The sequence below is a fragment of the Massilia putida genome (genome assembly GCF_001941825.1).
In the GTDB taxonomy this organism is placed as follows: Bacteria; Pseudomonadota; Gammaproteobacteria; order Burkholderiales; family Burkholderiaceae_D; genus Telluria; species Telluria putida.
Genome location: NZ_CP019038.1, coordinates 5,470,861 through 5,484,172 on the forward strand (window position 1 = coordinate 5,470,861; position 13,312 = coordinate 5,484,172).

The 13,312-nt window shown below is 57.5% G+C and carries 9 protein-coding genes and 4 pseudogenes; 6 read left to right on the forward strand and 7 right to left on the reverse strand.

What is annotated here, in order from left to right; genetic code table 11:
• Positions 1–6: 6 nt before the first annotated feature.
• From dpgA to BVG12_RS26510, 5 genes are all read right to left on the reverse strand, one after another.
• On the reverse strand, positions 7–1,065 hold the full coding sequence (gene dpgA / locus BVG12_RS26490; RefSeq protein ID WP_075795011.1) for a 3,5-dihydroxyphenylacetyl-CoA synthase DpgA: 1,059 nt from the start codon (positions 1,063–1,065) through the stop codon (positions 7–9).
• Positions 1,062–1,793, reverse strand: coding sequence for an enoyl-CoA hydratase/isomerase family protein (locus BVG12_RS26495; RefSeq protein ID WP_075795012.1), 732 nt, complete (start codon positions 1,791–1,793; stop codon positions 1,062–1,064). Before BVG12_RS26495 ends, dpgA begins: the two co-directional genes overlap by 4 nt.
• A 61-nt stretch (positions 1,794–1,854) precedes the next feature.
• Complete coding sequence (locus tag BVG12_RS26500; protein WP_083685440.1) at positions 1,855–3,087, reverse strand: MFS transporter; 1,233 nt, start codon at positions 3,085–3,087, stop codon at positions 1,855–1,857.
• 11 nt (positions 3,088–3,098) lie between these two features.
• The gene (locus BVG12_RS26505) at positions 3,099–4,319 is read right to left on the reverse strand and encodes an aminotransferase class I/II-fold pyridoxal phosphate-dependent enzyme (protein ID WP_075795014.1); all 1,221 of its coding nucleotides are present in this window, start codon (positions 4,317–4,319) and stop codon (positions 3,099–3,101) included.
• Between the two features lie 34 nt (positions 4,320–4,353).
• On the reverse strand, positions 4,354–5,295 hold the full coding sequence (locus BVG12_RS26510; RefSeq protein ID WP_169926839.1) for an ornithine cyclodeaminase family protein: 942 nt from the start codon (positions 5,293–5,295) through the stop codon (positions 4,354–4,356).
• A gap of 1,023 nt (positions 5,296–6,318) precedes the next feature.
• Here BVG12_RS26510 and BVG12_RS26515 point away from each other — a divergent pair.
• Both BVG12_RS26515 and BVG12_RS26525 read left to right on the forward strand, forming a co-directional pair.
• Positions 6,319–6,570, forward strand: a complete 252-nt coding sequence (locus tag BVG12_RS26515; protein ID WP_156895746.1) for a hypothetical protein — start codon at positions 6,319–6,321, stop codon at positions 6,568–6,570.
• Between the two features lie 1,047 nt (positions 6,571–7,617).
• On the forward strand, positions 7,618–7,929 hold the full coding sequence (locus tag BVG12_RS26525) for a hypothetical protein (protein ID WP_075795017.1): 312 nt from the start codon (positions 7,618–7,620) through the stop codon (positions 7,927–7,929).
• A 640-nt stretch (positions 7,930–8,569) separates the two neighbouring features.
• On the opposite strand, the pseudogene BVG12_RS26535 reads toward BVG12_RS26525, so the two are convergent.
• Positions 8,570–9,997: pseudogene (locus BVG12_RS26535) on the reverse strand (IS1182 family transposase); the annotation flags it as partial.
• A gap of 138 nt (positions 9,998–10,135) precedes the next feature.
• Between BVG12_RS26535 and BVG12_RS26540 the strand changes: the two are divergent.
• Together BVG12_RS26540 and BVG12_RS26545 are read left to right on the forward strand one after the other, a co-directional pair.
• On the forward strand, positions 10,136–10,603 hold the full coding sequence (locus BVG12_RS26540; protein ID WP_075795019.1) for a hypothetical protein: 468 nt from the start codon (positions 10,136–10,138) through the stop codon (positions 10,601–10,603).
• Between the two features lie 204 nt (positions 10,604–10,807).
• Positions 10,808–11,008, forward strand: coding sequence for a hypothetical protein (locus BVG12_RS26545; RefSeq protein ID WP_075795020.1), 201 nt, complete (start codon positions 10,808–10,810; stop codon positions 11,006–11,008).
• A gap of 137 nt (positions 11,009–11,145) precedes the next feature.
• Here the strand turns inward: BVG12_RS26545 and BVG12_RS26550 are convergent.
• Positions 11,146–11,709 (reverse strand): annotated as a pseudogene (locus tag BVG12_RS26550) (IS30 family transposase); the annotation flags it as partial.
• Between the two features lie 51 nt (positions 11,710–11,760).
• Here BVG12_RS26550 and BVG12_RS26555 point away from each other — a divergent pair.
• Both BVG12_RS26555 and BVG12_RS26560 read left to right on the forward strand, forming a co-directional pair.
• A pseudogene (locus tag BVG12_RS26555) lies at positions 11,761–12,009 on the forward strand (transposase); the annotation flags it as partial.
• 226 nt (positions 12,010–12,235) lie between these two features.
• Positions 12,236–13,276 (forward strand): annotated as a pseudogene (locus BVG12_RS26560) (IS110 family RNA-guided transposase); the annotation flags it as partial.
• Positions 13,277–13,312 lie beyond the last annotated feature (36 nt).

Consider the following 13,312-nt stretch of genomic DNA (forward strand, 5'->3'; position numbering starts at 1 on the left):
TCTAGCTCAAAAACGGGCCAGGCAGCACTCGATGCTCGCGCCCGGCCCCATCGTCATCATTACCGTGTAGTCGCCAGGCGCGGTCACTTGTTCTTCCAGCAGGCGCCGGTGCGAGAACAGGAACGACCCGGAGGACACATTACCCATCTCGGCCAGCACGCTTTCGGTATGCCGCAGCGCATGCGAGGACAAACCGAGATTGAACTTGATCGAATCGATGACCTTGCGACCGCCAGAATGGATGATCCAGTGCGCGATATCGCGTATCCGCAGGTTGTGACGCGACAGCAGTCCCTCGATCGGATACCTGACGTTGGCGCCGATCACGTAAGGAATGTCGCGATCCAGGTAGAAGGAATACTTGCCGTCGACATGATCGAAACGCATGGCGTCGATGTGATCGGTGATCACATGCGACCGGAAATCCAGGACTTCGGGGCCGACCGGTGCAGACTCGCCGCGTGGTCCGAAGATCGCCGCGACGGCGCCGTCGCCAAACAGAGAATTGACCACGGCGGTGCGGATCGTACCGTCGAAGACGTAGGAGGCCGAACATATCTCCACGCACACCAGCGCTGCGTGCCGGCTTGGATTGAGCCTGCAGTAGTTGACCAACGGCTGCATACCGTTGAGTCCGGCACTGCAGCCCATGCCAACGACGTCCAGGCGGTGCACATCCGGGCGCAAGCCAAGCTCCTTGGCCACGTACGCGGACAGGCCGGGGCACAGAAAGCCGGTCGAGGTCACGCAGGCGATGTAGTCGAGATCATCGGGCCGCAAGCCGGCGGTTTCCAGCGCGCGCCGCGTCGCCTCCACGCCGGCGGCTACCGCTCCGCGTTTGTGTTTGGCGGCAAGCTCAGCGCTGCTTTCGGCCTCGATGCGGCCGTTCGGCCTGGCCTGCGGTAGGTCCAGATAGCGCTTGCTGATCCGCGAATTGCGGAATAGCCTGACCAGTTTGCTGTCAGTGACGTCGAACAGATCGATCAGCTGATCGTTCGTATAGGCCTGACCCGGGTTGGTGGTGGCGATACTGAGCACGCGTGGGGCGGATAATACGTTGGTCATGAAAACGTCCTATGTTGATTTCGCTCGTAAAGGAGTCCCTGGGCCAGTGACTCCAGATCTGCCTGCGCCCGCTGCTGTTCTTGCGCAAGCAGGATTTTCCCGAGCCGAAAGGCCATCGGGTCGAGCCCGGCGGCGGTTTCGGCCAATGCCAGCGCACGCGCCTGGTAATCCCCGCCGCATTCCGCGACCAGTCCCCAGGACTGCGCGGTGACGGCATCGAGCATGCGTTGGAACAAAATGATTTCGGCCGCGCGAGCGTGACCGATCAAGCCCGGCAGCCTGCGTACGCCACCGGCTGCCGGGGTGAGACCCAGCGACAATTCGGGCAGGGCGAATCTCGCTTCGGCGCTGCACACGCGGATATCGCAGGCCAGCGCCAGTTCCAGCCCGCCGCCGATCGCGGCACCATTGATGCAGGCGACAGTCGGCAACGGCAACTCGGCGAGCCGGTCGAAGACTTCACGGCTGAACAACTCGATGCCGTCCAAGGCGCCGCGCGTACGTAACTCGTCGCGGTCGGCACCGGAGCAGAACGCGCGGTCGCCGCTCCCGGTCACGATGATCGCTTTGACCGAGGCATCGGCGCGAGCTTCGTTCAGAGCCGCATCCAGTTCGGTCAGCAAGACTTGATGATAGGCGTTGGCGCGCTCGGGCCGATCAAGCCGCAACCTGCGCACCGCGCCATCATGGCCGATCTGTTCAACCCGTACGAACGAACGCGACGACATTGCAGCTCTCCATCATGTGAAATTTCATTCCATTGCACGCGCATCTGCTGCGCTGTGATTTTCAATGCGCCGGTTGCCCGGCCGGACCGGCGATTCGCGCGAACGCCATTGGCGCGAAAAAAGCGCTGAAAACGATGACCGCCGCCGTCACCAATACCGGCACTGCGATGCTCTCGACTTGGCCCGGTGCATACGCGGCGGCGTAGCGGATGCTCAAGGCGCCACCGAGCGCTTCCATCCCGCCCCAGACCAGCGAGGTCAGGGTGTAGGCCGAGGTCAGATTGCGACCGGCGAAAATCTCTGCGGTCCATACGTCCAGCAGCGGCGCCCACAGCGCTTCAGACAAAGTGAATACAACCAACGCGATGAACAGCATCCACCAGTAAGCGGTGGGCGCCAGGCACAGCAACAGGACCGAGACCGACAATAACGCCGCCGACAACCGGTACAGTTGTGGCCCGGCCCCGCCACTGCGCACAGCTGCAACGCGCTTGAGGATCTGCCCCTGGAACAAGCCGATAATCGCCGCGTTCAACGCAAACAGATAACCGATGTAAGGTTCCGCACCTGTATCGCGCACATACACCGGCAGACACGAGAAGTACTGCGCCGCGCCTACAAACAAGAAACTGGTCAGGATCAGAAACGCGAACCGCTCCGATAACAGCTGCAGCCATGCACGCGGCAATGCCGCGCTCTCCGCTGCAGCCGGCATTTGAGACGCTGGCGAGGTGTCGGCCTTCAGTGCGATCAGCGCCGCGACAAGCAGCAATGCCAGTGCAAGGGCGGCCAGTGCCAGCGGCTGCCGGCTGACCAGCAGGGAGCCGGCGATCGCACCGAGGCCCGCGCCCGCGTTGATGAAGCGGTTCAGATGCCCAAATGCATCCAGCCGCTGTGCCGGTAAGGTCGCTTCGGCCAGCGCCGACTTGGTTGAGACATTGGCACATGCCAGCAACACACCGAACACGGCCACCAGTGCTGCCAGCGGCAGAACCTGCGTGAACAACAATGGACGTAGTCCGATCAGCACCGCCAAAGCCAACGCCGCGCCGAAGTAACACCCACGCAGCGCACGCTGGCCGATCACCCGCCGCAACACGATCGCGAACAAGCCGCCGGCACGGATCGCCAGGATACCGATGCCAGCCACCAGCGCGACCGAGGCTGCGCTCATCCCCGCCTCGGCCAGCAGCCACACGGGCAGATAGGGCATCAGCACGAAAGTAGCCGCGCTCGATGCGCCGCGACTCCATACGATGGCCTTGCTCGATGTGTTTGACCGACTCGCGCTCATGGAATGTCCTTTCAGGCAGTCAGTGCGGGCTCGTGCGCCATTGGTCGCGTGATGGCTTCCTCGATGGCGTCACAGAATTCCTTCATTTGCTCGCGACTCATGTCGGCGCGCATCATCATGCGCAAGCCGGCCTTGCCGCGCGGCACGATCGGAAAGAAGATCGCCGACACGTAGAATCCGCGCGCCAGAATGCGCTGTGAGGCCTCGATTGCGGCTTCGGCTTCCCCCACCTCGACGAAGCGGATCGGCAGGCCGTTGCCGGCGTCCTTGGAAGCCAGGCGCGAATCGAAATAGGCGATGTTCTCCTGCAATCGGCCCTGCAGATCGGCGACTTCGCTAGTCAGGTGCAGCTTGGCCGTGGCCAGTGCCGAGCCCATGCCGGGCACGCTGAACTGCTGGGACCAGCCGGTCGGGCCGTTGGCGAAATCGAACAGTTCGCGGATACGCGCCGAACCGGCTAGGATCACTCCGCCGATCGCGCCGAACGACTTGGCTAGCGAGCCGGAAATAATGGTGCGATCGCCAAGCGCACCGAACGCCGGACGCATGTAACCGTGACCACGCGGCGCGTACGCCGAGATCGAATGCGAATCGTCAATGTACAGATACAGGCCGTAGGTGTTCTGCAGGCGCACGATATCGTGGATCGGCGCGACGCCGCCGGTGCTGTAGGCGCCGTCGCAGACGTAGACCACTTTCTCGTGGTTTTTGCATAGCTCTTCGAGCGCGACCATGTCGTTGTGATCGATGGTCACGACCTCGGTTTCGTCACCGCACGAGGCTTTCATGATGGTCATCGAGAAATGGCAGCGCTTGTCGAACACCACGACCGGCTTCTTGCCCTCGGTGAGGTGGCCGGAGGCGTATAACGGCAGCACCGTGGCGGAGGCCACGAAGCACGACGGCGTCAGATAAGCCTCGCATTCGAACAGCTGCGACATCGCATCCTCGGCCTCGCTGAGCAGGGCCGGCGCGATGCGGGTGCGCGAAACCGAATGGTTGAGCACGCCTTCGCGCTCGATCGCGTCAATGGCGCCGCGCAGGATTGCCGGATGCCGGTTCAACCCAAGATAGGAGCACGACACCATGTTGGTGAACGCATGCCCGTCGAGGATCAACTGACCATTATCGCCTTTGGTCGTACGTACCTGCACAAGACCATGCTCGGCTCCGGCTCTCCAGCTTTTTTCGCCGAGCGCGATGACTTTTTCCATGTTGGCGAACTTGCCCATAACTGCATCTCCCTATAGTGTTGGGTAACAAGACTTATCGATTGGCGTTACTGAGTGCTTGCGTGTTGCTCATGACATGCCGCGACGCAACCAGGTCCAGCAACGCATGGCCGGTCGAAGCAAAGATGGTTCGTTGTTGCGATAGCGGCGATTTCGCTGCCAGCAATTCGCCGATGCTGATCGCATGCTCGTGATCAGGGCCGGCTTCGCTAAGCGCGGTCATCTTGTCTTCGACGATAACGCACGAGTCACGCAGGATCGACGATGCGATCTCACGTGATTGAGGCGTATGCGCGCCCATGCAGTTGATGTGCACATCGGGCCGCACCGCGTCCAGCGACTCGATCAGCGGCAGTGTCGAGGTCGTCGCGGTGACCAGCACGTCGGCATTTGCGATCGCCTGCGTTGGTGAGTCGCAAACCACGAACTCGGCCGATGGCGCGAGCTGGCGCGCCTGCTCGACAAACCGGGTGGCACGCGCGGCGGTGCGTGAATACACTTGAATCCGCTCGATGTCGCGCACCGACAGCGCCGCGCGCACTTGTTGCAACGCCTGCACGCCTGCGCCGACCAGCCCCAGTACACGGCTGTCGCGCGGTGCGCAGTGCTCGGTCACCAATGCGGCCACCGCCGCGCATTTGAGATTGGTGACGGCAGTGCCGTCCAGGATCGCGAGCAACGAACCGTCCAGCGCCGAGATCGCTACGATGATGCTGCCGGAAGTGATTCCGACCTCGGCCAGCTGCGGAACGATCGCACCGATTTTGCAGATGAAGAGTTGATCCCGCTCACTGTAGGCCGGCATCGACGCGAAGGCGGAAAACGGATTCTCACGCCAGATCACCGCACGTTGCGGAATATCCCAGTTGCTGGGAGGCGCCATGTAGGCCACGGTGAGTTCGCGGCGCAAGATATCTAAATCGGAGAATGAAGCGATCTCATCCTTGAGAATTACATTACAAAATGCGGTCAACATGCGCGAGTCCATTCGTGCCAATGGCACGTATCTGTTTATTAAATAGATTAAAGGAAATGCTGTGTTCGATGGGAATGTAACTCGAATTTGGAACGATTGTCAATTGAGAATTTTACATTTCATTCACCTGCCGCTTCCTTTTCCCAGGATTTCGTTTTATGAAATAATTCGTGAAGAATTGCATTCTCGCATTCTCGTATTTTCGCGCTCTCGGCATATGCGTGCGAAGAGTCTGCGTAAAACCCTCGGGGTGTTCCCACGATTCCCCTTTTATGAAATAATTCGTGAAGAATCGAATTCTCGTATTCTCGCATTCTCGCGCTCTCGGCGTATGTACACGAAGATCCTGCCTAAAATCCCCGGGGTAGGCCTGCCCCGTAAATCAAATTTATCGATGAGAATCGTATTCGTTTCGAAAATACGTGTCGGCGTGCGGTATGCGTATGATTGAACAGGAACTAACGGCGAAAGAACGGTGGCTCGAACAGAATGCCGACGCTATTAAATCGCTGCATGACCCTGCGGAAGCCCTGCAGCACCGTTGAGGCAGAGGTTTTCGGCGGAAGTGTCAGGCAAGCTCACATCCATATTCCAGCGACCGGTAGCGATGCGCTCGTTACCGTTTCAGACGGAGCCATCAATGGTGCACTCCAATGGCTTGGCGTGCAGCCTCTCGCCGACATGGACTGGTTTGATACAGTTGGGATTGGCAACCTGCTATGCTGCGTCGAAGACCGAGATCGGCCAAAAGCAATGGGATGGTGCGTGAGAATATTAATATTAGATAGCAGCCGAAGACAATCTCGCAGCCGAGGTACGCGTGCGTCCGCAATGGGTCGGTTCCGGTCTGTCGTGACAGTCCGTGACTTTTTCGCGCTGGCAACCTGTTATGCTGGTCTGGACCGCCGACAACGGCCAGAAGCGGACGGCCACGTGCACTTTTGTCTTCGGTCGACTGATATGTGCACTAATTCTTAGTGCAAACCGCATAATCGGCTCGCAAATACTAAAATCGAGATGTTTATGAACTGGACCAAAGAGAACTACCTGCTTTCTACTGATAACGCCTTGCTGCAGTTTGGAGTCATCCATGACAACCTCACCCGCAGCACTTGGGATGCAGGTGTTGATGAGACGACTGTGCGTCACGCAGTCGAGAATAGCCTCAATTTTGGACTTTACGATGGGGAGCAGCAGATTGGCTATGCCCAATTCATCACTGACTACGCTACTTTTGCGAAGGGCAAGACGCTCGATGAGTTTCGTATCCAGTGAATGAAGCTTGATCACCGAGCGCAGCGGGGTGTGAAGTCTGTACTCGGCCAGGAGCAGTCCTCCGGCAAGGGTCTGAGGGTAGTTTTTACACTACTTTTACGGTAGCCAAGCGTAGGATTTCATCAGTCGATGCGATTCGAGGTGGCAGCGAATGAAACAAGACGACATTAATGAAATGGAGTGGCGTAACCCAGCCAATTGGACTTGGCGCGGGCCGCTCGGCCTCTATTCGAGCAAACGCGACACTCGGCTAATCGTGCCTAAAGCGACGCCCATGATGGGATGGACACTCAATTTTGCACACCCTAGTTGGATGTATGTGTTGGTCTCCATCGCAGCGGTACCTCTCGTCTTCGCTTTGGCAGAACGTATGCTTTCGTAACTGTCGTGGCAGTCCGTGAACTTTCCGCCCGGGCAACATGCTATGCTGGCTCGACCGGCTGGAGTCGGCCACAAGCGGACATTTCTGAACGGTATTTGTCACGATGCGCAGTACAAACAGGGAGAACCGATGCGTCCAACGCCGAAGCCTGTCTCAATGCTTGTGTCTGCTGCCGTTATCGGTGTAACTGCGGCGACCTGTTCCACCTGTGGCATTGGACTTGTAAATGGCACGAAGATCTGGTGTGCGTTGCCGATATATTGGCTCTTTGGGTTTCCTGTAGCGATAGCTACGGCAATCATATTCGGTTTGCCCCTCACGCTTATTTTTTTGCAGCTTCGTCTAGTGCGCTGGTGGCAATTCGGAATGGCTGGATTCGTTTGTGCCATACCGTTTTGGATAGAGCTCTCTCAACCGTTCTCATCAGTTCACTGGGTGGAATCTGATCTTTATTATTCCTTGAATTATCTGGGATCTGGATTCCTAGGCGGACTTTCATATTGGTGGGTGAGCCGAAAAAGTGGCATTGGTGAAAGTCCAAGTAAGACGGCTCGAGAACCGGATGAGCCTGCGTGACTGTTCCCGCCAGGTCGACTGCTGCCGTACAATGAACAGCCGAGATCGGCCATAAGCGGACGAAAACCTAACCCAGCGAAGAGGAAGGCATGCACTACCAACTTGTTCTCCAGTTCAAAGGGAACGCGATTCTCGACTTTGACTCGCTGGTCACTCTCGAAGACAATTTACAGCGAATCGTAGAGCCGATAGCAGAGGTAGACGGACACGACATTGGCAGCGGAGAGATGAACGTATTCGTTCTTACCGCTGATCCGGTCGCGACGTTCGAGCGGGCTAAATCGCTACTTTCCGACGCATCTCTACTGCACAAAGTTGGCGTTGCTTACCGAGAGCTACGCTCCGAAAAGTACATCGTCCTCTGGCCCGGGAGTTCGACGGAAGCTTTCAAGATCGCTTAGTCCGCTTTGGGTCGAAAGCGGTCTCAGCGGAAGGATCGGAATCGGCCAAGAGCAATCGTTGTAAATTGATGAGATGAGCTTATATGCCGAACTTTTCATGGGAGCCGTTGGATTTCCTAGAGGCGCTTGAGGTGGTGCCTGTCGAGGAGGAATACGGTATTTCCTATCGATATCTCGTCACAAGAGGATCAGTTTCCTTGCAGCTGTCGATCTGGCCGCTTGATGGCGATGTGGAGCTACTGTTGACCTGTGAGGGAATGGTGGAGCCGTTAGTCCGTCTCAACTTGCTAGAGTGCCCGGGCGCCCGTGTTGTACGGGACTACCAAGGTACGTCTATCGAGTTCTCTGCTGCGAAGTCATTTGGAGGACGATACGACCATGCCGATGCTCCTCCGTATGGATTTCGTCTACGGGTTCAACCGTTTATCCAAGTAACGACGTTCTCATATCCGGTCTGATGCAACGTCTGCTCTGGGTCCAGGCTGTGTGAAAACAAAAGGCAGAATATCGGGGCCGCGAGAAGCCGGTTTTAGCACGGGGCGAGAGCCCCAGTCACGCCAAACCTGCTTCTCAGCCTTCCAGGTAAGGTGGTCAAAATAATTGCCCGGAGTGGGCCATATCGCCGCAGAAAAAGGGCATACGCCCTGATCGCATCCATCATCGCGGCGATGCCGAGCAGTGCCATCAATCGCTTGAGGTTATAGGCAAGCACGTGCAGGCTCATCTCGGTCTTCACGCGTTCAAGGCCCTTCGTCAAGAAGTGCGTCGATCCCATCCACGCTTTGATCGTTCCGTATGGATGCTCGACCGTGGAGCGCCGAATTCGCATGGCGTCGGGGCTTTGTTCGAGACGCGTCTGCATATCGTCAAGTACGGTCTGGTGCTCCCATCGCGTTACACGTCTATTCGGGCTCGGCGTGCATTTTTCCTTGAGCGGGCACCCCTGGCAATTCGAGCTCCAGTACCGGTGGTTTGTCATGCCTTTCTCGACAGTCGCAAAACGCCAGATCAGTGCCTCACCTGCCGGACAACGGTACTCGTTCTTGTGCGGATCATAAATGAAGTCAGCCTTGTCGAATCGCCCGTCGGCCTTGGCGCCCGAGGTCTTCGTCGGTGGCACCAGGGCGAAGATTCCGGCCTCGTGACACGCAAGGATTTCCTCACCCTTGAAGTAACCACGGTCGGCAATCGCGGTCAGTATCGGTGTGCCGATGACTGTGCGCGCCTTCTTGGCCATCCCGGACAGTTGATCGCGATCGCTACCGTTGTTTGTCACGTCGTGTTCGACGATCAAATGATGCCGGGTGTCGACTGCGGTTTGGACGTTGTAGCCGACGATGCCGCTGCCCCGTGTCATCATCGAGCGAGCGTCCGGATCGGTCAGCGAAATCTGCGTTTCCCCTGTCTCTTCCAGCTTCGCTTCGATTTCGCGGAGCTTGGTCATCTGCTCCTTCAGCGACGCGATCTTGTCGTTGAGACGGACAGTTTTCGCTTGTATGGCAGCAGGTTCCTGCCGGTCGGCCGTGTCGAGCTCTGCCAGATAGCGAGTGATGTTGGCCTCGATCTCCTCCATCCTGCGCTTGAGCTTTGCGCCAGTGAAGTTGCGGTCGCTGCTGTTGACGGCCTTGAACTTGCTGCCGTCGATCGCGACCACCGCGTCCGAAAACAAATCCAGCTGCTGGCACAACACAACGAACTGGCGGCAGACATTGCGAATGGCCTTGCCGTTGTCCTTGCGGAAGTTCGCTATCGTCTTGAAGTCGGGCCTCAGGCGCTGTGTCAGCCACATCAATTCGACGTTACGCTGGGCTTCACGTTCGAGTCGCCGGCTCGACTGGATACGATTGAGATAGCCGTAAATGTAAAGCTTCAGAAGCACGGCCGGGTGGTAAGCGGGCCGCCCCGTTTTCGCAGGCTGCACACCTTTGAATCCAAGCCCGCCAAGGTCCAGCTCTTCAACGAAGACATCGACCACGCGTACCGGGTTGTCCTCGGCAACGTAGTCGTCCAAGAGCTCGGGCAGCAGCGTGCCCTGTCCTCGATTCTCGCCTTCGATAAAGCGCTTCATGTCGCATCCGTATTGATGAGATACTGACTCAACGTTTACTGGGCCGGTTCCGTTTACCTGGGCCTGCGTTTTTACACGGCCTGGGCCACAAGCGGACGTTATCTGCTTGGCCCATCCCTATAATTCAGGACACATACCATGAAAATCGCACGACTCCTGGTAGCACTCGCTGTGTTTATTTCCTTGTCCGGCGTTGTGATCCATGTGGGTGCGTTGTTTGCGGGGCTGTCGTGGCTCACATTCTTCAATGCGCCCCCGAGCGTCGTCGCGTCATATAAGGCCGGGACGTTGCTTGCGCCTGTGAGCGGCCTTGTCATTGCCGGGCTTATGGGCGCATGTGGCCATTACGCCGCGTCAGCCCTTGGATTGGTTCGACGCCCACCGCTGCAAAGCGTTGGCCTGGCCACGATGGCAGCAATCTGCATCGTCCGTGCCCTCCTGCTACCGGTGCTCGCCATTGCTCACCCTGAACTGCGGAACACCTTCGAGATCGTGGCCGCCATCGTCTGGGGACTTGCAGGAGCGGGTTTTGCAGTCGGTTTTTTTCTCGTCAAGGCAGGGCGCAAGCAATCGGCAGAGGTGACACCGCTTGGTAACACCGCTTAGCTCATGCGGTAATATCTGCAATGGGTCGGTAGCGGCCGGTCGTGACACTCCGTGATTTTTCCGCGACGGCAACCTGCTATGCTGGCCCGAACGGCCGGGTTCGGCCAGGAGCGGTCATTGGTGGATGTTATAAGACATGCATTTTCAAGCAGCCCGCGATGTTAGACTTTGGCACTTCCACCATCCGTGAGCAGGACCATGAACATGAGATTCTTTCAGCAATACGCAAGGTTTATTGTTCCTATGCCGTCCCTGTTTTTGGCAGCTTTAAAAAGTTGGGAGGTCATGCATGGCGGTGACAAGGCACAACTCTTAGCTTGCGTGGGTTGGTTCGGCGCAGCCCTGCTTTTCTATGCGGGCCAAAAACACATTTACGACGAGCGTCGCAAAAAGGCTGCTGACTAGCAACCTATGCCTGTAGCTCCTGGACAGCTTCTCGACCGCCTGCTCTGGGTCGGAAGCGGAAGTTCGTGGCAGTCGGAGAGACTTTTCACGTGATCAACCTGCTACGCTGACCGGACCGTCTGCAATCGGCTGCGCATTCAATTGGTCGACGCAACACAGTCATGGAATCGTTGTGCTGGCGTTTGATAGTTGAGGGTTTTCCGTGGACGCTCGTTTAACCGCCTGGCTATCTCGTCTAGATTCTCCTGGGAATATGTGGACAGGTCTAGCCCTTTCGGAAAATACTGCCGCAGCAGCCCGTTTGTATTTTCGTTTGAGCCGCGTTGCCAAGGCTGATGGGGATCGCAGAAATACACCTGGATATGGGTGTCCAGCGTGAAGCGCTTGTGGTCGGCCAGTTCTTTGTCTCGATCCCACGTCAGTGATTTGTAGAGCTCCTGAGGTAGTTTTCGGGCATTTGCGATAAGCGCGTTGACGACTGATTCGGTATCCTTGCTCGCTACCTTCACCAACATCACGTAGCGTGTCTGGCGTTCGACGAGCGTAGCAATTTGACTGTTGTGGCTGCCAAAGAGCAGGTCGCCTTCCCAGTGTCCAGGGACCGCACGATCCTCGACGCTAGCAGGACGTTCGCTGATCGACACGGTATCGGTAATCCTGCCGTGATCGTCCGTTTTCTGGGTGTGGTGGCGTGTGGACCTCCCCACTCCGGTAGACATTTCTGGCCTATGATTTGAGCATAGGAGAAATGAATGAGTACACAGCGTTACACGCCGGAATTCAAGGAAGAAGCAGTTCGCCAAGTCGTTGAACGGGGCTACCCCGTTCCTGAGGTTGCGGCCCGGCTTGGGGTGTCGGCCCATAGTTTGTACAAGTGGGTCAAGGCAGTGATGCCGACGAAGGACGAGAAGCAAAGCGCCGAACTGATCGAAGCGAAAAGCGAGATTTTGCGGCTACGCTCCCAGATGCGACGTCTGGAAGAGGAGCGCGATTTGCTAAAAAACCGCCCCACACGGTTATCCGTGGCCCTTATGAATAGAAACTTGGGGCGAGTACACTGGCTATGCGCAGAGACCGTGGCCGTCAGCTTCTTGGAGGCGTAGACCCCGTCAAAAAACCTGGCCCAGGGGAAGCTGCGGACTCATCTGTGGCGGCGCTGTCAAGCGACCCCGTTTAGGAAATTGATCAAATCCGAGTCCCCGTCCTGCGTTTTCTTCAGGAGGGATCATGTCAAAAGCTCGTGCGCCAGCAAAGCCGGCAGGGTTACCGATCATTCATCCATTCGCAGCCGGCATCGATATCGGTTCGCGATTTCATGTCGTAGCCGTGAGCCCGGATCTTTGTGGTGAGCCGGTTCAAACATTCCAGGCTTTTACCAGTGATCTCGAGCGAATGGCCGATTGGCTGATCTCGACGGGTACCCGAACAGTGGCAATGGAATCGACCGGCGTCTATTGGGTTGCTGCATATGAGGTACTTGAGTCCCGAGGACTGGAGGTCATTCTGGCGAACGCGCGAGAGGCCCGTGCGGTGCCGGGCCGAAAGAGCGACGTCAACGATGCACAATGGCTCCAGCGTTTGCACGCCTGTGGACTGCTGAGAGCAAGCTTTCGTCCAGGGCGAGATATCGCCGAGCTCAGAGCATATCTGCGTGCCCGCGAACGCCACACAGATTACGCCGCTGCCCATATTCAACATATGCAGAAGGCGCTGACGTACATGAATATCCAGTTGCACCATGTGATCTCTGACATCACGGGCGCCACCGGGATGAAGATCGTTCGAGCCATCGTGGCAGGCGAGCGAGATCCAGACAAGCTTGCGGCGATGCGCGACGTCCGCTGCAAGGAAAACGTCGAGACAATCCGTAATTCCCTTGTCGGTAACTATCAACCTGAGCATCTGTTTGCACTGAAGCAGGCCCTCGGGCTCTACGATTTCTACCAGCAATGTATCGATGAATGCGATGTCGAGATTGAACGTGCCGTAGCCGGACTTAACATTGGCAAAGAGATGCCCGAGGCACCGTTACCGAAAGCTAGGCACCGCAGCAGACAGCCGAGTGATCCCAACTTCGACGTCCGCTCGGCAATGTACCAGTTGGCTGGCACGGACCTGACCCAGATTCATGGAATTGGTCCTTTTCTGGCCTTGCGCCTGATCGGCGAGTGCGGCACAGACATGACGCGCTGGCGAAGTGCCAAGCACTTCACTTCATGGTTGACGTTGTCTCCCGGCTGCAAGATCAGCGGCGGAAAGGTACTATCGGTGCGTATTCCGCCGAAACTGGACACCCGTTCCGCC